Source organism: Anaerocolumna jejuensis DSM 15929 (genome assembly GCF_900142215.1).
Classification (GTDB): Bacteria; Bacillota; Clostridia; order Lachnospirales; family Lachnospiraceae; genus Anaerocolumna; species Anaerocolumna jejuensis.
Map to the genome: position 1 here is coordinate 402183 of NZ_FRAC01000007.1, position 26003 is coordinate 428185.

Below are 26003 nucleotides of genomic sequence, written 5' to 3' on the forward strand. Positions count from 1 at the left end.
AAAAGGAGAAAAGCTATGCGTAAAAAAATTATTGCAGGTAACTGGAAGATGAATAAGACCACCAGTGAGACTGTTACACTTATCAATCAGTTAAAGCCCCTTGTAGCAACGGAAGATGCAGATGTTGTATTCTGTGTTCCGGCAATTTCCTTAACAACTGCCGTTGAAGCTGCCAAAGGTTCCAATATACAAATAGGTGCTGAAAATATGCATTTTGAGGAGAACGGTGCCTATACCGGCGAAATCGCTCCTGGAATGCTTGATGATATCGGCGTACGTTACGTTATAATCGGACATTCTGAAAGAAGAGAATATTTTGCTGAAACAGATGTTACGGTAAATAAAAAAGTATTAAAGGCTTTCGAGCATGGCATTACTCCCATCATCTGCTGCGGCGAATCTCTTACACAGAGAGAGCAGGGGGTAACAATTGACTTTATCCGTCAGCAGATTAAGATTGCATTCCTGAATGTAACTCCAGAGCAGGCTAAGACAGCAGTTATTGCTTATGAGCCTATCTGGGCAATCGGAACCGGTAAGGTTGCAACCTCTGCACAGGCACAGGAAGTATGTAAAGCAATCCGTGAGTGTGTTGCAGAAATTTATGATACGGATACGGCAGCTGCCATCAGAATTCAGTACGGCGGAAGTGTTACTGCGGATTCTGCAGCAGAATTATTTTCACAGCCTGATATCGACGGAGGCCTTGTAGGCGGAGCAAGCTTAAAGCCGGATTTTGGAAAAATCGTTAATTATAAATAAGTGTAAGCTCATTATTTGAATTAGATAAAAGGTTTTTCAAAATCTTGCACTTAATCTATATTCATATATAATATAGATAAAGCGCAGGATAAAAATTATGTTCCATTGCAATATCAGCGTACATAAAGTGAATAACTTTATGTACGTATTCGCAGTGTTAAGCTGCCCGAAATTATTGAGACAGAATGAGACTCACGGTATATAATTAAAAAACACGATGCATCTTTTACACCGATTTGAAGCAATAGATCACTGCAATCAGACGGTTTATGCCGAAACTGGTGCGAATTCGGGAATTTTTATACTCGTGGGCTTAAGGAAAAGGAGTATTCATATGAGCAAAAAACCTACAGTACTAATGATATTAGATGGTTACGGTTTAAATGATAAGACCGAAGGTAATGCAATTAAACTGGCAAAAAGGCCTGTAATGGATAAATTAATGGCTGAATATCCCTGGGAGAAAGGTTATGCCAGCGGTCTCGCAGTAGGGCTTCCCGATGGACAGATGGGTAATTCGGAAGTAGGACACCTGAATATGGGTGCCGGAAGAATTATATATCAGGAACTGACCAGAATTACAAAAGAAATAAAGGACGGCGATTTCTTTCAGAATGAAACTTTAAAGAAAGCCATGGAAAATTGCAGGGAGAATAACTCCGACCTGCATTTATACGGACTTCTTTCCGACGGCGGCGTACACAGCCATATTACACATGTATACGGATTATTGGAGCTTGCTAAGAGAGAGGGCGTAAAGAATGTATATGTACATGCTTTCTTAGACGGAAGAGATACACCTCCTACCTCCGGCAAAGGCTATGTTATTGCTCTGGAGGAAAAGATGAAGGAGCTTGGAATCGGTAAAGTGGCTTCCGTTATGGGTCGTTACTATGCAATGGACCGCGACAACCGCTGGGACAGAGTAGAAAAGGCTTATCGTGCCCTGGCTGATGGAGAAGGAATAGAAGCTAAGAGTGCCGCTGAGGCAATTCAGGCTTCTTATGATAAGGAAGTAAATGATGAGTTTGTACTTCCTGCCGTTATGACGGAAAACGGAAAACCCGTTGCGGTTATTAAGGAAAATGATTCTGTTATCTTCTTTAACTTTAGACCCGACCGTGCAAGAGAAATAACCAGAGCCTTCTGTGATGATGAATTCAAGGGTTTTGAAAGAACAAAGGGAAGAATGCCCTTAACCTATGTATGCTTTACAGAGTATGATGTAACCATTGAACATAAGATAGTTGCCTTCCATAAGGTTTCCATTGACCATACCTTTGGTGAATTCCTGGCTGAAAATAATTTAAAGCAGTTGAGAATAGCAGAGACTGAAAAATATGCCCATGTGACCTTTTTCTTTAACGGCGGCGTGGAAGTTCCTAACGAAGGTGAAGAAAGAATTCTTGTTAATTCGCCGAAGGTTGCAACCTATGACTTACAGCCTGAAATGAGCGCATACTCAGTTGCGGAAAAGCTTTCAGAAGCCATTGAATCCTTAAAATATGATGTAATCATTGTTAACTTTGCAAATCCTGATATGGTAGGACACACGGGTATCGTTGATGCTGCTGTAAAGGCAGTGGAAGCAATTGATGAATGTGTAGGCAAGGTATATGATTCCCTTATAAAGGTTGACGGACAGATGTTTGTATGTGCCGACCATGGAAATGTAGAGCAGTTAATTGACTATGAGACAGGGGAGCCTTTTACAGCCCATACCACCAATCCTGTACCTTTTGTCCTTGTAAATTATGATAAGGCATATGGTTTAAAAGAAGACGGCTGCCTTGCTGATATCGCACCTACTTTGATTGAAATGATGGAAATGACAAAACCGGCCGAAATGACAGGAAAATCACTTTTAATTAAAAAATAACTAGATAGTTGTTTTTTGAGACAGACTGTGTTATAATCAGAACAGTGCGTTAGGAGGTGTCTTAATGGAAGTATTAAAAATAATCATAACAGTTATATTTGTGATTGCGTGCATTGCATTATCAGTATGTGTATTAGCGCAGGAAGGCAAATCTGCCGGTTTATCCGGTTCCATCAGTGGTTTAGCAGATACTTATTGGGGTAAAAATAGAAGCAGATCGAAGGAAGGCGGCTTATTAAAAGCAACCATCGCTCTTAGTGCTGTATTTTATATTTTCTCCATCATATTAAACGTAATATAAGTAAACTCAAATCAGTTAATAGAAGCATCCCTGGATCGGAAATGGTTTCCAGGGATGCTTTTATTTTATAAATATGGTGAAAAGCTCGTTAAAATACAGTATAAAACACAGGATAATTATGGTATACTATTGGTAATACTAATAAAAGAATGAAAATTAAAGAAGCAGAAAGAGGATATATGGATAAAATATTACTGGAAGAAAGAAAAAAAATTCTGCTTGAGTTTTTGAGCAGTACAGAATACAAGCCAATGAAATTAAAGGAAATGGCCGGTATCCTGCAGGTGCCGAGAAATGAAAAAACTGATTTCAGAGAAATCGTGGAAGCATTAGTAGCAGATGGTAAGATTGAAGCAGATAATTCGGGTAAATACAGAGTATCCGATAACAATACGAAAGCAGGAATTTTTACAGGCACTCAAAGGGGATTTGGCTTTGTAGTCATTGAAGGAGAAGACGAGGATATCTTTATACCTGAGAGCAGCACAAAGGGAGCCCTTCACAATGACAAGGTACTTGTAAGTATCAAAGGTGAGCAGACAGGAAAGCGCAGGGAAGGGGAAATCCTTTGCATTATAGAGCGGAGTAATACTACCGTAGTCGGTACATTTGAGAAAAGCAAAAATTATGGATTTGTCGTACCGGATAATACGAAATTCGGAAAGGATATCTTTATACAGAAGGAGCATACCAAGGGAGCCGTCAATGGGCATAAGGTAGTTGTAAAGATTACCAATTTCGGAGATAAATCAAAAAATCCGGAAGGCAGGATTATAGAAATTCTGGGGCATATAAACGATCCCGGCGTTGATATCAAATCAGTAATTGCAGCCTACAATCTACCTCTTGAGTTCCCGGAGGAAGTATTAAAGCAGGTCGAAAAAACAGAGGAAGAGATAGGGGAAGAGGAGATTAAGGGAAGGAAGGATTTAAGAGACCTTCCAACTGTGACCATAGACGGAGAGGATGCCAAAGACTTGGATGATGCCATAACCCTTTCAAAAGAAGGAGATATCTATCATCTTGGAGTTCATATTGCGGATGTTTCCCACTATGTCAGAGAGGATACCCCCCTTGATAAGGAAGCCTTAAATAGAGGAACCAGTGTGTATCTGGTTGACAGGGTTATCCCCATGCTGCCTCACAAATTATCCAATGGAATCTGTTCCCTGAATGCAGGTACCGACAGGCTGGCACTTAGCTGTCTGATGGATATTGATGATAAGGGAAATGTCATAGGACATGAGATTGTTGAAGCAGTAATCTGTGTAAACCGGAGAATGACCTATACCAGCGTAAAGAAAATCCTGGAAGACAAGGATGAAGCTGAAATGAAGGAGTATGAGGAATTAGTTCCCATATTTCTTTTAATGGAGGAGCTGGCGGAGATACTAAGAGAGAAAAGAAGAAAACGGGGTTCCATTGATTTTGATTTTCCCGAAAGCAAGGTGATTCTAAATAAAGAAGGGCATCCTGTTGATATTAAGCCCTATGACAGGAATAAGGCGACAAAGTTAATTGAGGATTTTATGCTTATAGCAAATGAAACAGTGGCAGAGGATTATTTCTGGCAGGAAATCCCCTTTGTATACCGTGTCCATGAGAACCCGGATTCTGACAGAATTAAAGAGCTGGGCATTTTCATCAACAACTTTGGCTACAGCATCCGCATCGGACAGGAGGACATTCATCCGAAAGAACTGCAGAAGCTCTTGCGCAAAATTGAAGGGAGCAGTGAAGAAGCGTTAATCAGCAGGCTTACACTTCGTTCCATGAAGCGTGCAAAATATGCAGCTGAGAGTGACGGGCATTTTGGCCTGGCAGCAAAATATTACTGCCATTTTACCTCCCCCATAAGAAGATACCCGGATTTGCAGATTCACCGTATTATAAAGGAAAACCTAAAGGGAGGGTTAGGTGAAAAGAGATTCAACCATTACCACAAGATTCTTCCGGATGTGGCAAGGCAGGCCAGCATTACGGAGCGCAGGGCGGACGATGCGGAAAGAGATGTGCTGAAACTGAAGAAGGTCGAATATATGAGTGACCATATAGGAGAAGAATTCGACGGCGTTATTTCCGGAATTACAAGCTGGGGCATGTATGTGGAGCTTCCCAATACCGTAGAAGGACTTGTGCGGGTGGCAGATATGGAGGATGATTTCTATGTCTACGAGGAAGAGAAATATGCAATGACAGGCGAGCATACCAGAAAGAGCTATAAGCTGGGACAGAAGGTAAAGGTTGAAGTCGTCGACACGGATAAATGGCAGAAGGTAATCGACTTCAGGCTGATAGAAGAATAACAGGAATTATAAGCGCAAAAGCAGCAAGAATGTTTAGCATGCTTACTATTTGGGAGATAGAGTATATGGCGAAAGACAGTATCAAAATGATAGCAAATAATAAAAAGGCCAGATTTGACTTCTTTATTGAAGATACCTTTGAGGCGGGAATCGTACTCCATGGTACGGAAGTAAAATCCATTAGGATGGGGAAATGCAGTGTAAAGGAATCCTTTATCCGCATAGAGAATGGAGAAGTTTATGTTTATGGCATGCATATCAGCCCTTATGAAAAGGGAAATATCTTTAATAAAGACCCTCTTCGGATCAAAAAATTACTTCTTCATAATTATGAAATCAACAAAATAATGGGAAAAGTGGCACAAAAGGGTTATACCGTTGTGCCCTTGACCGTTTACTTAAAAGGAAGCCTGGTAAAGGTTGAAATCGGCCTGGCACGGGGAAAGAAACTCTATGATAAGAGAGAGGACATAGCAAAGAAGGACCAGAGAAGAGAGGCAGAGAAGGATTTTAAGATCAAAAATCTGTACTAATTTCGGAAGGTATAAAAGATAGGGCAGACTATACTCAATAAGCCAGATGATAAAACAATCGGGGCCTTGTTTTGGGTACAGGCTGCCTTTTTAAATTGGGGGATTAATGACACCAGTGCAATGAAGTTATAACGATAGAAGGTCCGGCATTGAGGAAGAATATTTTAGGAGTGTTATTTATAAATCTGTCAACTGCACTTCCTCTTTTCCTGACAGCCAGTTCTGTGCTGGCGCATTGACCGAATTCACAGTAGCAGGCACATATACAGTCAAGAAAGGGATTAAATTCGTTTCCAAAGCAGACCTTTTTACATTCTCCAATATGCAGGCAGAATTCCTCTCTTCTAAAGATACATCCCGGGTTATCATTTTCTCTGACAGTTAAGATCACATTAAGGTCGGCACAGGTATTATTGATGAACTCTTTTATACCCTCCATAAACCACCTCCGTACATATTGTCAAAACAATCGACACATTTATATATTATTATATGTCGCTTAATTTTCCATTGTGATGAAAGCAGGCTATATAAGTTAAATTAAGTTTTTAAGTATAAAATTTTTTCACCATACCATTCCAGAGAATGTCAGCTATCATAAGGACAAAATATTCAATATTGTCAAATTGATAAACTTCATCCGCATATTGCATATTCTTTCTTTTCGTTGCTTCATCCAGCGTCATGGATAAAAGATTAACCAGTAAATTCTCAAGCTGCTGCTGATTCCAATAGGGATTCATAAGGGACAGATGTGCTGAAAGAGCCTTTGCGTTCTCATTCCAGGCTGTCATTGTATGAGCAAAGGACGTATTATCCCCGGCAATTGAAGCTTCCACCAAATCGATGGTCAGCTTAATATGGGTTCTGAACAAATCCTCAAAGACATCCGTCATTTTTGCATCAAAGTATATACGAAAAAGCCTGGCCAAATCAATGGGTATTTCAAATAACCGGTTCTTAATAACATCCAGGTCTTTCAGGTTAGCTGCACTGCTTACTATCAAAAATCTCATCCACATAGCATAATCGACAAAGTACTGCCGTAATACATTTCTTAAATCCTCTTCCGAATAATATCCGCTGCGACTGGCATTGTCCAAGGTAATACCTCAATTAAAATTACTTTTATATTTTATGTTATGTAGGGTTACTGGATTTCATGTAAAAAACATCTTTCTATGAGAACCGGGCAATTTTTAGATTCTGCTGCATATAATGGTCTAATATGAAAAGAAAGGGAGCAACACTATGAAATATCAGGAATACGAGAGTATATTAAAAGAAGCACTTCTTGAATATCTGCAAAATGGGGGGTCCTTGGTAGAAGCCGCACTAAAGGATATGCCAAAGGAGTACATATATGAATTTGATGAAAAATATCCCGAAGATATAAAAAAACAGTTAATTGACAAAGCTCACCGTGCTATGAGAGTAAAAAAAGACCTTCCGGATGGGATAAGGTTAGTAAAAGTAGTCATAAAGAAGTAAGGGATATGTTTAATGGGAAGAATCCATTTAAAAGAAAGAATCAATTAAACTGGATAGAATCGATTTGACTAGACAGAATTGCTTAAACTAGTAGGGATTGAATTAACTGGGAAGAATCACTTTAGCTAAAAAGAATTGAATTAGCTGGTAAGAATCGCCTTAGCTAGAAAGAATTGATTTAACTAGAGAGAATTGGATTAACTGGTAAGAATTGCCTTAGCTAGAAAGAATTGATTTAACTAGAAAGAATTGATTTAACTAGAAAGAATTGATTTAGCTAGAAAGAATTGATTTAACTGAGAAGAATCGCTTTAGTTAGAAAGAATTGATTTAACTGGAGAGAATCACTTTAACTGAAAAGAATCCATTAATTAGAAAGAATCATTATAAAAAGAACAATTTCACTATGAGAAAAGAAAACTATCCGGATAGGCAAATAACCAAAATAAATTGTTATATCCAGATAGATGAGTATAATAAAATGGGACAAGCTGATCTTTGAGCTGCAAAATAACCAATTATGCAGTTACAAACAAATATTTTCCTGCTACTTTGCAATATTGATTCCTGGTCTTATAGATGCTATTCTTAGAAAAAACAGGCAGGAGGAGAATGGCTTGGGTAAAGAAAATCTTTGTTATGAAACCAAATATGGATGTCTAAAGGAGATATCCTCTCCTGAATATTATTCGAATGGGACTTTAATGGAATGCAGCCTGGAAAAAGAGGTCATATTAAAGACACCTTATGGAATCCTTATTCCCCAGTATACAACAGAAGCCGTTAGGAAGAAGTATACGAAATCAATTGCCTTTTATCAAAACGGTAATCTTAAACGGATTGCAATGGAACGGCAGACACCGGTAAATACGCCCTTAGGGCAATTAAAAGCTGAACTTGTCACCTTCTATGAAGACGGAAGCATAAAAAGAATATTTCCTCTCAACGGGAAGATTACCGGCTATTGGACGGAAGAGAATGAACTTGAACTGGCTCAGGCCATACCTTTGGAGCTTCCTTTTGGAAAATATGATAAGAAGGTCATCAGTCTTCAATTTTATGAAAAAGGGCAGCTAAAAAGCCTGACATTGTGGCCCAAAGAGTTTCTCATGGTGCCGCTGTATGGGGGGAGGGTCAAAATTCGATTTGGAATGGCCTTTTACCCTAATGGAAAGGTCAAATCCTTTGAACCGGCCTATCCTTTATTTATTAATACGCCCATAGGAAGAATAGCAGCATTTGATAAGAATGCCAATGGTATAAATGGAGACGATAATTCTCTTGCCTTCTATGAGGATGGCAGTGTTGCGTCCCTTATTACCTCATCAGACAGACTGCTTATAAATAATAAGAGAAATAATACCATAGATATTTTAGAACCAAGTATCCGGCCCAGTATGATTGGAGGGAATGATGAGGAAGTGGTTCCATTAAGAATCTGTTTTAAGGAAGAGATGTGTTTTATATACGGATATTATAAAGAAGGGTGGAAGGAACATATATATCCCTTGAGCGAGTATGACTTTGAAATCTGTAACATGGCAGTAACCTTGAAAACTGTTTGCGGGGATTGCAATTCCTGCCAGGGAGGATGTCATTGAAAGAAGGAAGGCTAAACGGCCGTAATTGGAGGAGGGGCTGCAGCAAACCCAGTTATGCGGATAAGTTTGCGGCAGCCCCTTTTTTATGAAAAAAATTATTTAACCAAGAATTCTCTTGTGTTTACAAGAATGATTATAACGTTCATATATGTATATACTTTGAATATAGTATAAATATATTATTAATTTTTTTTAGACACATTTTAGACACAATTGCTGGTTATAATAACAACTGAAGTTAGTTTAACTTTAACTTTCGAATGTCTGCAAACCAAAGGAATCCTTTATAGGGGGTTGTACTGGTTTCGACGGGGGTTTTGAAGTTGCGGAAGCCATTCGCGGACTAGGACCGCGTCACCAACTTAGAATAAAATTTAAACGCAGACGATAATTTAGCGTACGCTGCCTAATGGCAGCTGTCGAACTTAAGCTTCTTGCGGTTTAAGACCTCGGCATCAAATTAGCAAGGCACTTTGTCCTCAAAGCTTTGAGAGGATAAAAGAATTATGAAGCTACTGAAGTCATGAGCCTGTCAACCGGCGCTTGATGGAGGGAATGTGTGAACTTGTTCACGAAAAAGATTGACTGTAATGGGAGATGCTGCAATGAATGGGCTTTCGGACAGGGGTTCGATTCCCCTCAGCTCCATACTAAAACCTCAGTATTTACTGAGGTTTTTATTTTTGTGTTGCATTTCGTGTTGCATTAATTCTTTAAATCCATTCTTTGAAACTTCATTATCCGGTTTATCCTATAGCATTAACCAAGCATTATATTTCTTAATATCAATACTTTCACTGTTAATCCCCAGAGCCTTCTCACTAAAAGAGGGAATGAAAATTGACAACTGAATATGGATAGTTGGTGGAAAAAATATATTTTTTATCTAACTTGATTTTATCTTACCATTTCTTAAAATAATAGTCTACTCATTTTTAATGTATGCTTTATACTAGAGGTATACGAAAAGGGAGGTAAACAATATGTTGAGTATTGAACGTGCAGATATACGTGACGCAAGTGTAATTACAGAAATTAAAATCGCAGCATATAATCAAGAAATTAGTACATATCTGGGAAGAAATGGAGGCCCGCCTGGTTATGATAGCATAGAATCACAAATTCACATAATAAAAAACTTTATTGCCTATAAAATAATATTAGATAGCCATATTATAGGTGGCTTATTTCTCATACTGATAGATAGTGAAACAATGCGTTTTGAGGACTTTGTTATTAAACCGATATACCAAGGTAAAGGATATGGATATAGAACAATGGAATTAGTTGAAGAGAATTATAAGAATATCTTAGTATGGCAGCTTTCAACGCCTATTTTTAGTAAAGGTAATCAATATTTATATGAGAAATTCGGATACATCGAGTTCTCCAGAGATGACAATGAGATAGAATACATAAAGAGAATAACGGATAAATAGGCTTAAGGATAAACTACCAACTGACGTTGATAGTTGGTAGCTGTCAATTTTAAAGCTTCTCCGGGTTTTTAACCTTTATCCTAACAACTGAACCGCACTCTTTACATACATAGATGTCAACAGGATATGTATCTTTTGTAAAATGTCTGTCTTTATTAGATATGAATCGTATTTTATAGGCTCCCATCAAATAACCGGATATTATATTATCGCTCTTACAGAAGGGACATTCCATGTTTTTCTCCTTTTAGCATTGGTTTGTACATTTTATGCAGATGCCCTCACAAAATTCCCGTTTTCACCCTATTTTCTCACATAAGAGTATATCCCATGCCAGACCGGAGCAGTAAGTTCCTGGCCCGGAATAAAAGTAACTGATTGATGTATAGTTATAGGAAAAATATAAAGGGGTGAATTACGTAAAATAGGTGATTGAATTGATAAGAACCTAAGTAAATTGAATGATTTAAACGATAAATAATATGTAATGTGCAATGTGAGAAGGAGAGTAAAATGAATGGAATAACAAACGATTACACCAATAAAGTTGATGAAAGGCCAAGTGATGAGTATGAGAAGTTTTTGGAAGCACTGAAAGATCACTTTAATATTCTTTCCAAAAAAGAAAATGTTAAATTATTTACAACAAATGCCACAAATCTATATGATATATTTCTGGATAACCTTCCAGAAGAGGCAAGAAAAAATTATACCTGTAGAGCGTGTAAGAATTTTGTAGAACGGTTTGGAGGATTAGTTTTTATAAAAGAAAATGGGGATGTTGAATCAGCTATCTGGGGAAAAGTTCCACTATTTTTTACGCCTTCTGTTAATGTTATTATTGATAAGATACTCAATTCCAGGGTCACCGGAGTGTTTATTTCTGATAATGAAATATTAGGTAAACCAATAACAGGAGTATGGCAGCACATTTCAGTTCAATTACCTTCGCATATGGTATCTACTTCGAGACTTAGAAATCAATCTCAGTTAATGGCTGAAAAGGCTGAGGACTATAATATATTAATTAGTGCAATTAACAAATACCCTGTGGAAGCAGTAAACCAGGCTATAACTCTATTAAAGACTGATTCTTTATATCGTTCTGAAAAGTGTTTAGGTGTTGCAGAATGGTTTAAAGATATACATAATAAAATTTCCTGTATCAATGACAGTAGAAAAAAGAATAATGTACTTTGGCTTGCTGTTGCTATGGCTCCAACAGGATTTTGTCATATAAGTAGCAACATGATAGGAACCTTACTAGACGATATAGTAGATGGATTACCATTTGAAAGTGTTAGTAAAAGATTTGCTGAGAAGATGAGTCCTTTACAATAACAAAGACCACAAGCTAGACCAACAGTCGGAAATATTATGCAAGCAGAAAAAATCATAGAGAAATTAGGAATTGAAAAATCTCTACATCGAAGATTTGCAGAATTGGAAGAATTAAATCTATTGTGGAAGCAGGTCAAAAGACAAGAATTAAAAGATACCACGCAAGGTGTATTCTCTCATTTAATTACTAAACCTAAAGTAAAAAAAGGTATGGACATACCTACTGTTACAATCACTTGGGAGAAATTTTATAGAACAGTACTACCCTTAGCTAAAGATATCGAATACTTAGTAACTTCAGGGAAAAAGAATTATTCTGCAATTTTAACAGCTGAATTCGATGATGCTCCGCCAATTATTCAATGGGACACCAATGAACGTAGGAATCCTTTTTCTCATTATGTATACATTGGCGGATCAAGTTATAGTGTATGGAATTTAAATATAGGATATTGTAAAGTAACAGGGATATGCTATCAACCTTCGATGTGGTATGGGAATTTTGAGCACCATGGTAAATCTGTGCATTTTATACTGAATGGAGCAAAGGATACAAATTATAAGCATGGTGGTAGTGGCAATGCTTTATTCCCAGAGGATTTAAAATCAGAATTACGTGAGATTAGGTCTACAATTGAAGCATATTCTAAAGAAGAAGACATTTGTGGATATAGTGATTCTTCTGCTTGTGGTATAAGACTTCAAAGTGGAAGTGAATGGAATGAAATATTCAAAGTGACAACTGATATTGGAACTGTATTATATAAAATAGATAGGTGGGATTAACCTTTTAGTATATAGGTTTAATATTTCTGAGTATTTTGGAGATAGAATCGATTCCACTCAGCTTCATACTAAGGGTCTTGTGTATACAAGACCTTTTTTTGTTGTATTTCGCGTTGTTTAAACTCTTTAAATTCATCCATAAGGCCATCAGAAAAATATGAAGTTCCATGAGGGTATAGCTCTTCTAATTATTTTGCAGAAATAGTAAATATATGGTAATATGAATTATAAGAGACTGGTTTGAAACATTATAACCTTTGTAGTATCTGGATTCGGATTAGCAATAAAATGTATTTTTACACAATTTAAAGCTTAAGTTAAGAATTAGACGGAAAAGGAACTGTAACAAGATTATATGTGGAACTTAAAGACCTATCCACAAGAAAAGGAGAGTATTAAATATGGAAATCTTAACACAGTATGTAGTATTACTAGTAATGGCAATTTGCCTGGCAGTAGGCTATATCATTAAACATAGCCTTGACTTCATCCCCAATAAATACATACCTCTAATTATGGGGATATTGGGGGTTATTTTAAACGTTTGGATCAGTGGATGGGAGTTCACACCAGAAATTCTCTTAGGAGGATTAGCGAGTGGATTAGCCAGCACAGGAGCTTTTGAAGCTGTTAGGAATCTTACAAAGAAAGAAGGTGAATAAATATGCTTCCAATAGAGCAGTAGTGGATCCAGGAGGCTATAAATAAGGTAAACAGCTACTATAATACATGTAAAGAGCAGGATGATTCTAAGAATTGAACAGCCATTCTATTATATTTAGAATAGTATTATATGTATAGGTTACATATTGATGTTGGCAGGTATGAAAAAGATAAAAAATTGCTTAACTAAAAATTTAATTAAAAAACCCGGAGTAAATCTCCGGGTTGTCAATTAATCAAATAGTGAACTATATGATATTTTTACACCATTAAATTTTTTAGTCTTGCTATCCATGTCATAAATCCAAAAGTCATAGACTCCGCAATTCCTACATCTATACGCTGTATTGATATCTTTTATAACAGTGTCAGAATACTTTTTTAAACCAAACATCTTAAGTATATCGTCTTTGTCATTATAATTATATGTATTATCAATACTTATTCTTTGAAGGTGTTTGTTATTAAATGAATATTCATATTTACCCTTATCATAAGACAAAGTTCTTATAGGATATTTCATATCATTTGCCTTATAATTCCATTTATCAATATTTTCCGGTTTTCCAAGTATTTTAATTAGCTCTTTTTCAGTTACAGTTCTTTTATTATTAACAATAAACCTGCTGGCATCAAAAACTACTTTAACAGGCTTAACGCTGGATGCAGGTTTTGTGTCTGAGTTGCTTGTTACATTTACTAGAACTGTTATTAGTACTGTTACTAATAACAAGAAAAACAGAAAACCTCTAAATCCAGACCATTTATTTTTATTGAATGGCTTTTGATTTATGCGAACTTTTTGTGTTTGCTGAATACGTTGTGAAGGCTCTTTGTGTTCAGTTCTTACATACTCTACTTCACTATCAGCTTCTATGAGTACAGGTGTACCGCAAGCTGGACAAAATTTTCCTTCAAATTCTTTTCCACAATTTCTACAAAACATTTTCCTTTTCTCCCTGAATCAGATTTTAAATTGTTTTCCGCAACTTAAGCATGTTACTGTAACCTTTTTCGCACCAATATTACCGGCCACTAACCCCAATGGGCCAAATGCCCATGCACCTACTACAGCTTTGCCGATTCCAAATCCTTTTTTATTTCCTGACAAGGAAGTGGAACCACAACGAGGGCATTTAGGCATAGATGCATATTGTTTTTGCTGCAATTGTAGTTGTTCCTGCTGAGCTTTTAAAGACATAGCCTGAATTTGAAGTTGGGCTTTCTGGAAGGCTAAATCTGTATCCGAAGATTTAACAGCGGTACTGGATACAGGAGAACCACAATTTACACAAAATTTGTCATCGGCACGTATTTGGCTGCCACAAGAAGTGCATCTACAACTATTAGAGTATGTTTCAGTGAGTTTTTTTCCACAATTTACACAGAATCTGCTGTCATCTGGTATATCTTTAGAACAATAAGGGCATATCATTTTACCCCTCCTATGTAATATATTGTATTTATTATGGGACAAAGTACCTATTTTGTCAATAAAAAACACAAACATAGTAAACAGGGTTTTCCTCTCTGTAGATTATTATAAAATAACATTAATAGACCCTGAGATTCTTTCAAGTATGATTTTTCTACCATTTATTAATCTATGAATTTTACTTTTTATATTTAAATTCATAGATTTATTATGTTTTGATTGAAAATATAGTTAACAAGGCTTGGTATCGTAGTCATGGGAATGTTGCCGAGTAACCTATCATCAATGACCAAATTCATTATACCATTATGTATAAAGTTTACTTGTAAATTTACTGAACTAATTTTATAATATTGCATAAGAAACCTATGCATTAATGGGATGAGCTTAAAAATAAATATAATTTGTATTATGTTTTACCATGTAATGATTATTTAAGCTATTAAATAAATACATCTTAAGGTCTATATAAAAAGTTTCTAAGCTCAAATTACCTGGGTAGGGTAGACGCATTCAATTAGTTATTGTAGGGGGGATTCCACTCTGTTACATCAATTAGCCTATACTTGTAAGAGCTTATATATAGTATTGAGCAGCATGTTGAGCCAGCATAGATACTGATGCTGTGAAGTGGTATTAATTATATATTAGATATACTATCATAAACACGGAGAAAGCAAGATACCCTATATGGAAGGTACCAGGCAATCCTGCTACAAATACATACTGTAAGGTAAGGAGATGTTCAATGGAAATCATTACTGTGACAAAGGACAATTTAGAGAAAGAGCATATCTGCTGCGCGATTTCAAATAACAACGACTGCCAGGTTTCTGCAAAAAAATCCTGGCTGGCGGAAAGATTTGACGATGGACTTGTATTCAAAAAAGGTGATGTAAGAGGTAAATGCTTTATTGAGTATATTCCTGCTGAAAAAGCGTGGGCACCGATTATAGCGGAGGGCTATATGTATATAGATTGCTTTTGGGTATCGGGACAATTTAAGGGACAGGGCAATTCGAATCTGCTGTTGGAGGAATGTATCAGGGATAGCAAGGAAAAAGGCAAAAAAGGACTTGTAGTTTTGTCGTCAAAGAAGAAAATGCCCTATCTGTCGGACCCAAAGTATTTAAAATATAAAGGCTTTGAATTGGCTGATAAGGCAGAACCATTTTACGAGCTTTTGTATTTGCCTTTTGAAAAGGGAGCAACCAGGCCTTGCTTTAAAGATAATGCGAAATCCCCCAAAATTGATGAACAAGGTTTCGTACTATATTATGCGTATCAATGCCCCTATACAGCAAAATATGTGCCTTTAATTGAAGCTGTTGCTAGTGAAAAGGGCGTTCCATTAAAAACAGTCCGCTTTGAAACGACGGAACAAGCCCAGAATGCTCCTGCTCCATTTACTTCTTATGGCTTGTTTTTTAATGGCGAATACGTAACAAACGAAATTCTAACGGAAAAGAAATTCGAGAAAATTATTGAAGAAAAATTTCAGAAATAGCAGGGGCATTTAAAACAACAAAATGTTTAAATCTGTATTAAAACTGGCAGGCCATTATATATGACCTGCCAGTTTTTTATCAATGGCATATACAATGCCCTCTTTCCTGTACAATCAAAAATTTTGGAACAGGAATACTTCTAAGGAATAAGTTGTCTGCCATTTACCAAATTTGAAGCTCATATTCGAAGAATCTCTCCTGAATAAGACCTGCTTTCTACAATAATTCCAATAAAGCATATAAACAGCAAGCGAAAATTGTGTAAATATTATGCGAATAAAAGATTCATCTTTCTGAAAATGAAAAAATATATAAAAAACAAAAAAAATACTAATAAATCTAAGAAATTATTACAACTTCAGTTGTATTTCATTGCTATAATAAAAGTATCAAAAAAAGGAGGAAAGTGTTATGAAAAAAAGGTTTTTAAGCCTTGCAATGAGTATGCTCCTGATTGCAGGTATGGCTGCCGGCTGCAGTTCAAAACCGGCGGACAGTGGCACGGCTGTAACAGATACTCCCCAGGCAACAAGTGCTCCGGCAGATACCCAGGGAGCAGCAGAGGGGACAGAGGGGACAATTGACGGAAAGGGTACTTCCTTAACTGTTTTATGCCATTCCAGCTGGAGGACGGAGGAAGCGAATAAGGTTTTTGATTATGTAGCGGATAAATATAATGTAAAATTTGAATTTGAGGAGGTGCCGGAGGGCGGCAGCGGTGAAGAGTTTATTTATGCAAAGGTTCAGTCCGGTGAGGTGCCGGATATCCTCTGGTTCCAGGGGGCCCAGGTAAGTGTGCTGAACATGGGAGAAGATTCCTTTGCAGAATTATCCGGTGACTGGACAAAGGATTACAGTGATATCATCCTGGAATCTCCGAAGCAGACCGTTAACGGCAAGCTCCTTTGTGCACCCTTTGGAGATGTAACGACCTTCGGCATGTGCTACAATAAGAAAGTTTTTACTGATAACAATGTGGCAATTCCCCAGACCTGGGATGAGCTGATGGCAGCCTGTGAAATCTTTAAGAAAGCCGGAGTTACACCAATCTTTACATCCGGTGCCGCAGGAAATGAGTGGACGCTTCAAATCTTTTCCATTGACTCACGTGCAAAAATGCTTCTGAAGGAGCAGGGGATTTTTGATAAGCTGAACAATCACAGTGCTAAATGGGCCGATGATGAGTATTCTAACTGGATGCTTTCAGAATTCAAAGGCTTGTTTGATAAGGGATATACCCAAGATACCTTCCTGTCAGACACCTATGAGGATGCCCAGCAGGCTCTGCTAACCGGCAGCTGTGCCATGTATCCCCAGGCTACCTGGGTTTACTCGGAGCTGGCAAAAGTTGCTGAGTCCAAGGACGAGCTGGACAATATTGGTATGTTCGCAATACCTTCCAAGGATGGCTCCGCAACGGTGGCCTATACGGAAACACCCACGGGCTTTTTAGTTCCGTCGGCGGGCAAGAATGTGGAGCTGGCAAAACAGATTGCAGGTGCACTTTCTTCCAAGGATGCCATGAGCGTTTATTATCAAAACCATTCCGGTGTTCCGTCCGTCAATGGAATTGATGTTGACCTGCTGGGTATTCCGAAGGATGCCTATGCTATGATTCAGGCAGGTAAGACACAGTCCCAGCCCTATATGATTTATTCCGTACCGTCCCTTGCAACGGATATTCAGGCCATGCTGGCAGGTGACAAAACACCGAAGCAGGTATTAGAGGGGACAGACAATGATTGGGATACGTATGCAAAGGATAATAAAAATGCGGATTGGGGTTATTAAGAAATCCCATAGCCGGGTTAGCTTGCTATAAAAATACATATAGGTGCTTTTGCAGTTTGGATGGAGGGCCGGCATTACTATTTGCCGGCACCTCTTTCTGAGCAAGGAAGCATCCGGGACTGCGGAGCCCTGTAAACGGAAAGGAATGAGACAGATCAGAAATAAACAATACCCTTACTATTTTATTATCCCGGGCATTACGGTATTTCTTTTATTTTTTATCCTCCCCTTTTTCATAGGATTTCGATATTCCTTTACGAATTGGGATTTTAAAAAAGCAGATTTTGTAGGCTTAGAAAATTATATCAATATATTAAAAAAAGAGAATATGAATATTGCCTTTAAAAATACGTTTCTGTTTACAATCGTGACCACAATGGGGAAGGTAATTATCGGCCTGGTTCTGGCGGTATTTTTAAACAGGACTATGAGGGCTACCAAGTATTTAAGGACGGTTTTCTATATGCCTGCGGTTATCAACTCCATTGCGGTTGGTATTGTATTTACTTCCATTTTGCACCCGGGCAAGGGAATTCTGAATAATTTCCTGGGAGCGGTGGGCCTTGGCTTCCTGGAGCAGAAATGGCTGACAGACCCGAAAATAGCCATGCTGTCCATCTGTGCAATTGAAATCTGGAAGTGGTCGGGCTATACCATGATGATACTTCTGGCCGGTATGCAGAATATTTCAAAGGATTATTATGAAGCGGCCACAGTGGATGGGGCCACTGCCTGGGATAGATTTTACCGCATCACCTTTCCGCTGCTGCTTCCCTCTGTCAACAATGTCATTGTTCTTTCCATTATCGGAGGGCTGAAGGTATTTGATATTGTTGTGGCAACCACCGGCGGAGGACCGGGATATGCCACACAGGTATTTAACACCGTAATTTACCGTTCCTACAGCTACCAGATGTATGGGGAAGCTACGGCCGGTACTACGCTGCTTGCGGCAATCATACTAATCATAACCCTGTTCACCTATAGAACCATTGCCAGAAAAGAGGTAGAGCTATGACAAATAAAAGTTCAAGGGCAGGACACAGAAAAATAAAGGAAAAACTTCTAGAGCTCCTTGGAATTCTGGCAAGTTTTGTGATATTAATCCCCTTTCTTCTGGTATTGGTGAATTCCATGAAAACCAAGCGTGAGGCAAATCTGCTGCAGCTGAATCTACAGGGTGCCTCCTTCAGGCAGTTTTTTGAGAATTATTCTACGGTATTTCGGGAAGCACGGATACTATCCAGCTTCTTTAACAGTACGGTCGTAACGGTGGGGGGCTCTGTTCTGGTTCTTTTGTTTGCCTCTATGGCAGCATTTGTCATCATAAGAAGAAAGACCAGACTTTCCCAATTTTTCAATAATTTTATTATCATGGGTCTGACCCTTCCCCTTGCCATGGTTCCTATTTATTTTGAGCTATCCAAGTTGAAAATGACTACTGGCAATGCGGCTGTATTTGGTGCTATACTGGTATATGCGGCCAGTACGTTTCCATTTACCTTTTTTCTGTATACGGGATTTATAAAAGGAATTTCCGGTGAAATAGACGAGGCAGCCATAGTTGATGGCGCCAGTCCTTTAAAAATGTTTTTCGGTATTATTTTTCCGCTCCTTAAACCGGTTACGGTAACGGCACTGATGAATTGTGTCATGACAATCTGGAATGATTTTGGAATATCCCTTTACTTGCTGAATAACTCAAAGCGTACGACGGCAGTATTGACAACCTATTTATTTTTGGGGCAGAAGGCATCGGACTGGCATCTGCTGTTTGCCGATGTTGTGATTGTTGCCTTGCCGGTAGTGGTTATTTATCTGGCAGTTCAGAGACACATAGTTGCAGGGCTTTCCGACGGAGCAGTGAAAGGTTAAAATAGGGTATTTTGCATGGGTTTATGGGAGAGAGAGGCATATTTGCTCAGAGTGAAACAGAAATTTTCAGGCATGAAGGCGAAATTTATCATTATCATGGTCAGCATGGTGGTTTCCTTTACCATAGCTCTGGCATTGCTTTGGGGAAGCATTTATACAGACCAGCTGATGGATAATGCCATTGACTATGCCAATGAGATGACGGAGCTTACCAATAACAATGTGGACTCCTATTTGAAAAAAGCACGTCTTCTTGCCTATATTCTGCAGAATAACAAAACCATAACGAAGATTCTGGCAAAGTCATCCTATAATGGCCACAATGAAATGTATAACGATATCAGTGAGATGGGCCAGATATTAAGGATGGGAATGACCGGTGCGGAATATCTTGAGAATATTGTTGTCGTATCTGAAAATGGAATGTATTTTACCGGCGGAGGCAGCAGTGTAAAAATAGCAGGTGACAAGCTGGAGCATTACAAGAATATGACCGATGGGGAGGAGATATCCTTCTCCATAGACCCTGCTGCAGACAAATATGATTATTCCAAGCTGATACTGATAAAGAAGCTTAAACTGTCCGAGCAAAGCCCCAGGGCCTGGACAATAATGACGGTAAACTGTAAAGGCCTGTATAAAAAATACAATACTGCCGCAGGCTATTCCTCGGCCATGCTCATTGCCGATCCGGAAAGCGGAGAGATTGTCTACGATAAGGATATGGAGAATCTGGGCCTGTCCAGTTCATCAGAACTTGGTGACCTGTCGAAATACGGAACGGACAACTCTTATAAAATAGGCAGAATCAACCATGTGAAAACCGTTGTCATTTGTAATATATCTGAGGTGACCGGATGGAGAAATTATATATTTATACCTTACCGCGAAATAGCCGACAGCTACGATAATCTGCTTTCGGTTCAGTTTTTCATTATTGCTGCGGTCGTAGTCCTTACAATCATTCTTTCCTTAAGCCTGGCAAAGCATTTCTTAAAGAATATGAGTACCCTGATTACCGGAATTGAGCAGGTAGATGCGGACCATTTGACTTTGGAATGCACGATTGACTCAGGGGATGAGGTGGAACTGCTCTATCATAAATTTGAGCAGATGATTGAACGTATTAATCAGCAGATGGAAGCTATCAAAAAGAATGAGAGGGATAAGCGCAAGCTTGGCTTAAAGGCACTTCAGGCACAGATAAATCCTCATTTTCTGTATAACAGCCTGAATACTATTAAGATTATGGGAAAGATGCAGGAAGCAAACCCGGTAGCCGATGCCTGTGACGCATTGATTTGCATTATGCGGACCAATATGTCCAAGAAGACTTATCATACCTTTCAGGAAGAAATTGAATATTTAAACAAATACATTTGTATGAAGGAATACCAGAGTGCCAGCCCCATTAAATTTATCTGTAAAATCGAGGATGGGTTAGAGAACTGCTATATACTTAAGATGCTGATACAGCCTCTGGTCGAGAATTCTCTCAAGCACGGCGGTATTATGAATGATCCCAGGGGATATATCACGGTTATGATTTATTCGGAAGGGGATAAAGTCCAGGTTGTCTGCGAAGATAATGGGATTGGGCTTAGCGAGGAGGAAAGCAGTGAGTTATTATCAACCATGAAGGACTCGGCTGGGATTGGGCTTTTTAATATTTCCCAGAGGATTTTGCTGCATTACGGAGAAGAATATGGTGTAAGCATTACCGGAGAAAAAGGGATTTATACACGGATAACCCTGCGGATTCCCCGTTTGACGGAAGTTGGTGGTGAGGATGATTAAAGTTCTGATAGTAGATGACGAGCTCCTGGTACGGATTACACTTCGTACGCTTTTGGACTGGGAAAAGTATGGCTATACGATCTGTGGTGAGTGCAGCGACGGAGAACAGGCAATGGGTTTAATCCCAAAGCTTCATCCGGACATTGTGATAACCGATGTGAAGATGGAGCATGTAAACGGGGATGAATTAGTACGATTTATAGATAAAAATTATCCTGAGATTGGTACGATAGTCATCAGCAGCTACGATGATTACCAGTACGTAAGGGATACTATGAAGCATAATGCACTGGATTATTTAATTAAAAATGATTTAACTGGCGAGGTTTTACTGGAAGCCTTAAAAAGAGGCAGCGGGAAGCTGAACCTGGGACTTGATACCCTGAAAAATGAAAGCGATCGGAAAGCAATCTGCAAGCAGTTCGTATGGCAGCTGCTGGGCGGCCTTTACCATGGCAGGGAAGAGCAGCTTAAGCTTAAGCTGAAGCTGATACGGTTGGATATGGGAACAGCACAGGTATTGCCCATACTGGTCTCCTTTGGGCGTATGGAGGAGATGTGTGAAAGAAAAGCATTTTCACACACCGTTATTAATGGCAGTACCGCAGACTCATCTGCGGTATGCAACGGGAGCAAGTGTGAAAGAAAAGCATTGCCGCACACCGTTATTAATGGCAGCAATGGGAGCAGGAGCGTGGAAAACCACGTGCAGGAAAAGCTGATGACAGATGCTTCCATCTGTACGATGCTGGAGCACATTATTGTTGAAAATCATCAGGGACTTGCGGTTTCTATAGAAGATAACCTGATTCTGATACTGGTCTCCTTTGACGGAGTGGTCAGCCGGAAAACGGTCAGCGAGGATGTGCAAAGATTAGTGCAAAGAAGCGAATTCTGCCTGTATAAGTACCTGCAGCAGAAGGCCAACTTCCATGTTGGCAGGATATGTGCCCTGCAGGAGATTGACCAAAGCTATCTGGAGCTGTATGAGAGAAGAAAAAGTATGTTTTTGGAGGAAGAGGGTAACGGCATCAGCTCAAAAGCAGTGAAAGAATATAATAACGGGCAGGGGATATCCCTTAAGGATGAACAAAGCATTCTCCTGGCTGTTAAAAATAAAGAGGAAGAAAAGCTGCAGTACCTACTGAATACTATCTTTGAAACAATCAGGAGAGAGGAAATACCAAGAGCGGGCTGTGCACAGTTATTTAATGAGCTGGTGATTCTTTCTTTTTCCATCTGCAAAAAATATGGAATTGACTATAGAAATATCTATGATAAATCAACCGGTATTATGGAATACGTGGGAAATATAGAACGATTCAGGGACTGTAAGGCTTTTATGATTGGATTATACGGTTCTATCCTGGAGGTTCTTATCAAGCGGGAAGCGGATAAGTCCTATTCAAAACCGGTCAGAAGCATGATTGCCTATGTTCATAATCATTTTCGGGAATCCATTTCTCTTGGAGAAATTGCCCGGAGCCTGAATATGAACAGCTCCTATATCAGCAAGCTGTTCAAGGACGAGGTTGGAGTCGGCTTTGTGGAATATTTGAATGAGGTAAGGCTTGAGCATGCAAAAGAACTGATGGACCTTAAAAACAGGAAGCTGAAGGAGTTGATTGAAGAGTCCGGCTTTTACAGCTATCAGTATTTCTTCAGCTTATTTAAAAAGAAATATAACATGACTCCAAAGGAATATATGGAGCATTTGATGTAATAGTACTTGTTATAAAATAATGCCTGATAACGGTTGTGAAATACTGTATTATGGCATTATGGCTAAAAAATTTAAATCTGGCATAAGGATTGAGGATTAATATGAAGAATTTTCAATTTATATTTCTGGGAACCGGTGCGGCAGACTGGGCATATCATCCCCAGGGGGATTTAAAATTTGACAGGGGCAGTAAACTGAGAAGAACCAGCAGTCTGTGGATAAATGGGCATATTTTAATTGATCCGGCTCCTGAGGCTTTCTTTTTTGCTAAAAATGTGTTGAAGCTTGATTTATCTCAGCTGACAGATATTTTTCTTACCCATAGCCATGAAGATCATTTTGACAGGGAAGCGTTAAGTAATTTTATCCTGGAAGCAGAGGGGAAGGTCCACTTTTTTTGCCATGAAAGTATGGTACCATACCTGCAGCTTGACAAGGAAACCTTATACCGGACAGAGCTGCGGCCCCTGAAGGTACAAAAGCCTGTGATGCTTGATGAGCTGCAGGTTATGCCCCTGGCTGCCAATCATGAAGTTGCAATGGTCATGGAAGCTCCCTTGCATTATGAATTTGAGCTGGGTGGAGAAAGAATTCTCTATGGCTGTGATGGCGGATGGTTTCTTGCCGGAACCTGGAGTTATCTAATGGGACGGGACCTGGATGCTGTTATCCTGGATGCAACCGTAGGAGATTATGCGGATGATTTCAGAATAGCCTCACATAATACTCTGCCGATGATACGAATGCTTCTGCCTGCCATGAAGAGAAACCATGTTTTGAAAGAGAACGGAAGTGTGATACTGTCTCACTTTGCAAGAACCTTGCATGACAGTATTGAAGAGACAGAAGTAAAGTTAAAGGCAGAAGGTATGATCTGTGCTTTTGATGGGATGGTTTTGTAGTAAAGACCGGGCTGGCAGCAGGAGGAATATAGGAAGATAAGTACCGTATAGGGCTCATTTTTTAATAAAATGGTTTCGGGAGGTAATGGAAATAAACAGAAGGGAAAACAATAATTTTATAGAGAATGAAGATTGATAAAATAAAGGTTGATTAAAATTAAAAACTGAATAATAATAGAAAAAGAAAAATGAAAATGGAATGTAATAAAGTGAAAAAGCAGTAGAAAGAAAAACAATAATAGCAATAAAATAGAAAAACTAAAACCAATATAAACCATAATGAAAGGACGCCGCATTGTAATTTTAATTACTTCCTTTAGCTGGCAGTATTACAATGATATGCGGCAGGCAGAGAAACAGAAATGAAAGAAACTATAGTACTTTTTAATATACCTGTAAGGGAAAAAAGGCTGAAAATCGGGAAAGCGCTACTTCCTCTTGGTATTGCAGTTAAGGCGGCGGACAAAAAGGATTATCTTCAAAGCATCGACTACCTCGCCGGATATAAGGATATGAGTGGCATAAAGGATATCTATGACGGCAGTGAACTGGAAGGCGAAATGATTGTTATGGCAGGTCTTTCCGGTGCCAAAATGGAAACGGTATTGACTGCACTTAAAAAAGCAGGGGTACAAAAAACATGCCTAAAGGCAGTCCTTACCGATACGAACCGGTTCTGGACTGCCCCTGAGCTTTATGAAGAGCTTATAAAAGAATATAATAAGATGAATGAACAGCCTTAAGCATATTCCTTGCGAAAGATGTACAGGCGCTGGATCTGGTAACCAAAAAAGAAAAGAATAATTTCGGTTAGAATTTTACCCGCCAGCAAAGGCATATGCACCACATAGGTAAAGGAGTGGATAAGGGTGTAATTGCACAGCAGGATAAAGGCTGCCAGCAGGTAGTATTTTACCAGGCTTTCCTTAAGGGATAGCTCCTTTTTCTCAAATACCAGAATTTTATTGCAAAAGAAATTAACAGCCGAACTGATTACTCTTGCAGCTATGACGGAGAATAGCAGACTGTCCGACAGCTTCATAAAGAGAAACAGCAGGATAAAATCAATTCCGCCTGCCATAAGGGAAGAAAGCAGGTATTTTAAGATAGGCAGATATATCCGTATGGAGTCTCTGACAGGATGAAAATGGCTTCCCGAATTCTTATTTTCGTAAACGGTCTCAATGGGAACACAGCAAAGCTTTACATGGGCACCCTTTGCTTCCAGGAGCTGGTTCATCTCGTACTCATAGCGGCTTCCCTTTATACTTACCAACCAGGGAAGAAGCTCAGAGGAAAATGCCCGAAGGCCGGTCTGTGTGTCTTTCAGATTCTGCCCGGAGATAAAGGAATAGATTGCTCCTGTCAGCAGGTTGCCAAGCCGGCTCTTTAAAGGAACCTTGCCGACAAAATCCCGGCAGCCCAGTACAAGAGAGTTTGTATTACCGGGCAGGGAAGCAGCAACCTTTTCAACATCCTCAGGGCGGTGCTGACCGTCACAGTCAGCGCATACAATAAAGCCCTGGTATCCGGTTTCTATAAGATGGGAGAAGGCTGTCTTTAGAGCGGCTCCTTTTCCGAGATTCTTTTCATGGGTCAGGAGAGAGCAGCCTTTTCTTGCCGCTTCAGAAAAAATTCGGTTATAGTTTGGGGAGCTTCCGTCATTGACAATAAGTATGTTTAGTTCCCTGCCAAAATCAGGACGGGACTTCAAGGAATCGATAAGAGTTAGCAATTTATTATCCGGCTCATATGCCGGGATTACGATATTTAACATAATACCTCCTTTCATTGATAGTGCAACGTATGCAAGCAGACGCAGCATGTAATGGGAGCTGGATTGAAAAATGTGCTGTGTTTTTTAACTTAT

25 protein-coding genes and 1 other RNA gene are annotated in these 26003 nt (G+C 38.9%); 20 read left to right on the forward strand and 6 right to left on the reverse strand.

Annotation, left to right across the window (positions count from 1 at the left end):
* The first annotated feature begins 15 nt into the window (after positions 1-15).
* From tpiA to smpB, 5 genes are all read left to right on the forward strand, one after another.
* Complete coding sequence (gene tpiA, locus BUB77_RS05280) at positions 16-762, forward strand: triose-phosphate isomerase (protein ID WP_073273601.1); 747 nt, start codon at positions 16-18, stop codon at positions 760-762.
* Between the two features lie 334 nt (positions 763-1096).
* On the forward strand, positions 1097-2641 hold the full coding sequence (gpmI, locus tag BUB77_RS05285) for a 2,3-bisphosphoglycerate-independent phosphoglycerate mutase (RefSeq protein WP_073273603.1): 1545 nt from the start codon (positions 1097-1099) through the stop codon (positions 2639-2641).
* Between the two features lie 64 nt (positions 2642-2705).
* On the forward strand, positions 2706-2942 hold the full coding sequence (gene secG / locus BUB77_RS05290) for a preprotein translocase subunit SecG (protein ID WP_073273605.1): 237 nt from the start codon (positions 2706-2708) through the stop codon (positions 2940-2942).
* Between the two features lie 179 nt (positions 2943-3121).
* Entirely contained in the window at positions 3122-5248 is a 2127-nt protein-coding gene (gene rnr, locus BUB77_RS05295) for a ribonuclease R (protein WP_073273606.1), read from the forward strand.
* Between the two features lie 65 nt (positions 5249-5313).
* Complete coding sequence (gene smpB, locus BUB77_RS05300; RefSeq protein ID WP_073273934.1) at positions 5314-5781, forward strand: SsrA-binding protein SmpB; 468 nt, start codon at positions 5314-5316, stop codon at positions 5779-5781.
* Positions 5782-5884: 103 nt separating this feature from the next.
* Here smpB and BUB77_RS05305 read toward each other — a convergent pair whose 3' ends face one another.
* On the reverse strand, positions 5885-6220 hold the full coding sequence (locus BUB77_RS05305; RefSeq protein ID WP_073273607.1) for a hypothetical protein: 336 nt from the start codon (positions 6218-6220) through the stop codon (positions 5885-5887).
* 109 nt (positions 6221-6329) lie between these two features.
* Positions 6330-6884, reverse strand: a complete 555-nt coding sequence (locus tag BUB77_RS05310) for a hypothetical protein (RefSeq protein WP_073273609.1) — start codon at positions 6882-6884, stop codon at positions 6330-6332.
* A 148-nt stretch (positions 6885-7032) separates the two neighbouring features.
* Between BUB77_RS05310 and BUB77_RS05315 the strand changes: the two genes are divergently transcribed.
* From BUB77_RS05315 to BUB77_RS05330, 4 genes are all read left to right on the forward strand, one after another.
* Positions 7033-7272: a hypothetical protein gene (locus BUB77_RS05315; RefSeq protein ID WP_073273611.1), complete on the forward strand. Its 240-nt coding sequence runs from the start codon at positions 7033-7035 to the stop codon at positions 7270-7272.
* Positions 7273-7889: 617 nt separating this feature from the next.
* Positions 7890-8873 carry a hypothetical protein gene (locus tag BUB77_RS05320; RefSeq protein ID WP_073273935.1) on the forward strand — a complete coding sequence of 328 codons (984 nt, stop codon included), beginning with the start codon at positions 7890-7892 and terminating at the stop codon, positions 8871-8873.
* 290 nt (positions 8874-9163) lie between these two features.
* Positions 9164-9524, forward strand: a transfer-messenger RNA (tmRNA) gene (gene ssrA / locus BUB77_RS05325).
* A 332-nt stretch (positions 9525-9856) separates the two neighbouring features.
* Positions 9857-10312, forward strand: coding sequence for a GNAT family N-acetyltransferase (locus tag BUB77_RS05330; protein WP_073273613.1), 456 nt, complete (start codon positions 9857-9859; stop codon positions 10310-10312).
* A gap of 49 nt (positions 10313-10361) precedes the next feature.
* Here BUB77_RS05330 and BUB77_RS05335 read toward each other — a convergent pair whose 3' ends face one another.
* Positions 10362-10547, reverse strand: a complete 186-nt coding sequence (locus BUB77_RS05335; protein WP_073273615.1) for a PF20097 family protein — start codon at positions 10545-10547, stop codon at positions 10362-10364.
* 278 nt (positions 10548-10825) lie between these two features.
* Between BUB77_RS05335 and BUB77_RS30260 the strand changes: the two genes are divergently transcribed.
* The 3 genes from BUB77_RS30260 (at position 10826) to BUB77_RS05345 (ending at position 13101) form a co-directional block, all read left to right on the forward strand.
* The gene (locus BUB77_RS30260) at positions 10826-11653 is read left to right on the forward strand and encodes a hypothetical protein (RefSeq protein ID WP_207650831.1); all 828 of its coding nucleotides are present in this window, start codon (positions 10826-10828) and stop codon (positions 11651-11653) included.
* A 36-nt stretch (positions 11654-11689) separates the two neighbouring features.
* Positions 11690-12439, forward strand: a complete 750-nt coding sequence (locus BUB77_RS30265) for a hypothetical protein (RefSeq protein ID WP_207650832.1) — start codon at positions 11690-11692, stop codon at positions 12437-12439.
* Positions 12440-12840: 401 nt separating this feature from the next.
* On the forward strand, positions 12841-13101 hold the full coding sequence (locus tag BUB77_RS05345) for a phage holin family protein (protein ID WP_073273616.1): 261 nt from the start codon (positions 12841-12843) through the stop codon (positions 13099-13101).
* A gap of 233 nt (positions 13102-13334) precedes the next feature.
* Here the strand turns inward: BUB77_RS05345 and BUB77_RS05350 are convergent, their stop codons facing one another.
* Entirely contained in the window at positions 13335-14048 is a 714-nt protein-coding gene (locus BUB77_RS05350; protein WP_073273618.1) for a zinc ribbon domain-containing protein, read from the reverse strand.
* A gap of 18 nt (positions 14049-14066) precedes the next feature.
* Complete coding sequence (locus BUB77_RS05355) at positions 14067-14537, reverse strand: zinc-ribbon domain-containing protein (RefSeq protein ID WP_073273620.1); 471 nt, start codon at positions 14535-14537, stop codon at positions 14067-14069.
* Positions 14538-15285: 748 nt separating this feature from the next.
* Between BUB77_RS05355 and BUB77_RS05360 the strand changes: the two genes are divergently transcribed.
* From BUB77_RS05360 to BUB77_RS05395, 8 genes are all read left to right on the forward strand, one after another.
* Entirely contained in the window at positions 15286-16044 is a 759-nt protein-coding gene (locus tag BUB77_RS05360) for an N-acetyltransferase (protein ID WP_073273622.1), read from the forward strand.
* 412 nt (positions 16045-16456) lie between these two features.
* A complete protein-coding gene (locus tag BUB77_RS05365) occupies positions 16457-17836 on the forward strand; it encodes an ABC transporter substrate-binding protein (RefSeq protein WP_073273624.1) in 1380 nt (459 codons plus the stop codon).
* A 145-nt stretch (positions 17837-17981) separates the two neighbouring features.
* Positions 17982-18854, forward strand: coding sequence for a carbohydrate ABC transporter permease (locus BUB77_RS05370; protein ID WP_073273937.1), 873 nt, complete (start codon positions 17982-17984; stop codon positions 18852-18854).
* Positions 18851-19711: a carbohydrate ABC transporter permease gene (locus BUB77_RS05375; protein WP_084123929.1), complete on the forward strand. Its 861-nt coding sequence runs from the start codon at positions 18851-18853 to the stop codon at positions 19709-19711. Before BUB77_RS05370 ends, BUB77_RS05375 begins: the two co-directional genes overlap by 4 nt.
* Positions 19712-19762: 51 nt before the next feature.
* The gene (locus tag BUB77_RS05380; protein ID WP_170866587.1) at positions 19763-21508 is read left to right on the forward strand and encodes a sensor histidine kinase; all 1746 of its coding nucleotides are present in this window, start codon (positions 19763-19765) and stop codon (positions 21506-21508) included.
* Positions 21501-23231, forward strand: coding sequence for a response regulator transcription factor (locus BUB77_RS05385; RefSeq protein ID WP_073273628.1), 1731 nt, complete (start codon positions 21501-21503; stop codon positions 23229-23231). Before BUB77_RS05380 ends, BUB77_RS05385 begins: the two co-directional genes overlap by 8 nt.
* Before the next feature lie 101 nt (positions 23232-23332).
* Positions 23333-24133, forward strand: coding sequence for an MBL fold metallo-hydrolase (locus tag BUB77_RS05390; RefSeq protein WP_073273629.1), 801 nt, complete (start codon positions 23333-23335; stop codon positions 24131-24133).
* Positions 24134-24495: 362 nt separating this feature from the next.
* Entirely contained in the window at positions 24496-24876 is a 381-nt protein-coding gene (locus tag BUB77_RS05395; protein ID WP_073273631.1) for a DUF3783 domain-containing protein, read from the forward strand.
* Here BUB77_RS05395 and BUB77_RS05400 read toward each other — a convergent pair.
* Positions 24873-25910 (reverse strand): bifunctional glycosyltransferase family 2/GtrA family protein, encoded by a 1038-nt coding sequence (locus BUB77_RS05400; protein WP_073273633.1) that lies wholly within the window; start codon positions 25908-25910, stop codon positions 24873-24875. The genes BUB77_RS05395 and BUB77_RS05400 overlap by 4 nt on opposite strands.
* Positions 25911-26003 lie beyond the last annotated feature (93 nt).

Coding starts and splice junctions, on each gene's coding strand:
- tpiA (WP_073273601.1), top strand. CDS start 16: ATGCGTAAAAAAATTATTGCAGGTAACTGGAAGATGAATAAGACCACC.
- gpmI (WP_073273603.1), top strand. CDS start 1,097: ATGAGCAAAAAACCTACAGTACTAATGATATTAGATGGTTACGGTTTA.
- secG (WP_073273605.1), top strand. CDS start 2,706: ATGGAAGTATTAAAAATAATCATAACAGTTATATTTGTGATTGCGTGC.
- rnr (WP_073273606.1), top strand. CDS start 3,122: ATGGATAAAATATTACTGGAAGAAAGAAAAAAAATTCTGCTTGAGTTT.
- smpB (WP_073273934.1), top strand. CDS start 5,314: ATGGCGAAAGACAGTATCAAAATGATAGCAAATAATAAAAAGGCCAGA.
- BUB77_RS05305 (WP_073273607.1), bottom strand. CDS start 6,220: ATGGAGGGTATAAAAGAGTTCATCAATAATACCTGTGCCGACCTTAAT.
- BUB77_RS05315 (WP_073273611.1), top strand. CDS start 7,033: ATGAAATATCAGGAATACGAGAGTATATTAAAAGAAGCACTTCTTGAA.
- BUB77_RS05330 (WP_073273613.1), top strand. CDS start 9,857: ATGTTGAGTATTGAACGTGCAGATATACGTGACGCAAGTGTAATTACA.
- BUB77_RS05335 (WP_073273615.1), bottom strand. CDS start 10,547: ATGGAATGTCCCTTCTGTAAGAGCGATAATATAATATCCGGTTATTTG.
- BUB77_RS30260 (WP_207650831.1), top strand. CDS start 10,826: ATGAATGGAATAACAAACGATTACACCAATAAAGTTGATGAAAGGCCA.
- BUB77_RS30265 (WP_207650832.1), top strand. CDS start 11,690: ATGCAAGCAGAAAAAATCATAGAGAAATTAGGAATTGAAAAATCTCTA.
- BUB77_RS05345 (WP_073273616.1), top strand. CDS start 12,841: ATGGAAATCTTAACACAGTATGTAGTATTACTAGTAATGGCAATTTGC.
- BUB77_RS05350 (WP_073273618.1), bottom strand. CDS start 14,048: ATGTTTTGTAGAAATTGTGGAAAAGAATTTGAAGGAAAATTTTGTCCA.
- BUB77_RS05355 (WP_073273620.1), bottom strand. CDS start 14,537: ATGATATGCCCTTATTGTTCTAAAGATATACCAGATGACAGCAGATTC.
- BUB77_RS05360 (WP_073273622.1), top strand. CDS start 15,286: ATGGAAATCATTACTGTGACAAAGGACAATTTAGAGAAAGAGCATATC.
- BUB77_RS05365 (WP_073273624.1), top strand. CDS start 16,457: ATGAAAAAAAGGTTTTTAAGCCTTGCAATGAGTATGCTCCTGATTGCA.
- BUB77_RS05370 (WP_073273937.1), top strand. CDS start 17,982: ATGAGACAGATCAGAAATAAACAATACCCTTACTATTTTATTATCCCG.
- BUB77_RS05375 (WP_084123929.1), top strand. CDS start 18,851: ATGACAAATAAAAGTTCAAGGGCAGGACACAGAAAAATAAAGGAAAAA.
- BUB77_RS05385 (WP_073273628.1), top strand. CDS start 21,501: ATGATTAAAGTTCTGATAGTAGATGACGAGCTCCTGGTACGGATTACA.
- BUB77_RS05390 (WP_073273629.1), top strand. CDS start 23,333: ATGAAGAATTTTCAATTTATATTTCTGGGAACCGGTGCGGCAGACTGG.
- BUB77_RS05395 (WP_073273631.1), top strand. CDS start 24,496: ATGAAAGAAACTATAGTACTTTTTAATATACCTGTAAGGGAAAAAAGG.
- BUB77_RS05400 (WP_073273633.1), bottom strand. CDS start 25,910: ATGTTAAATATCGTAATCCCGGCATATGAGCCGGATAATAAATTGCTA.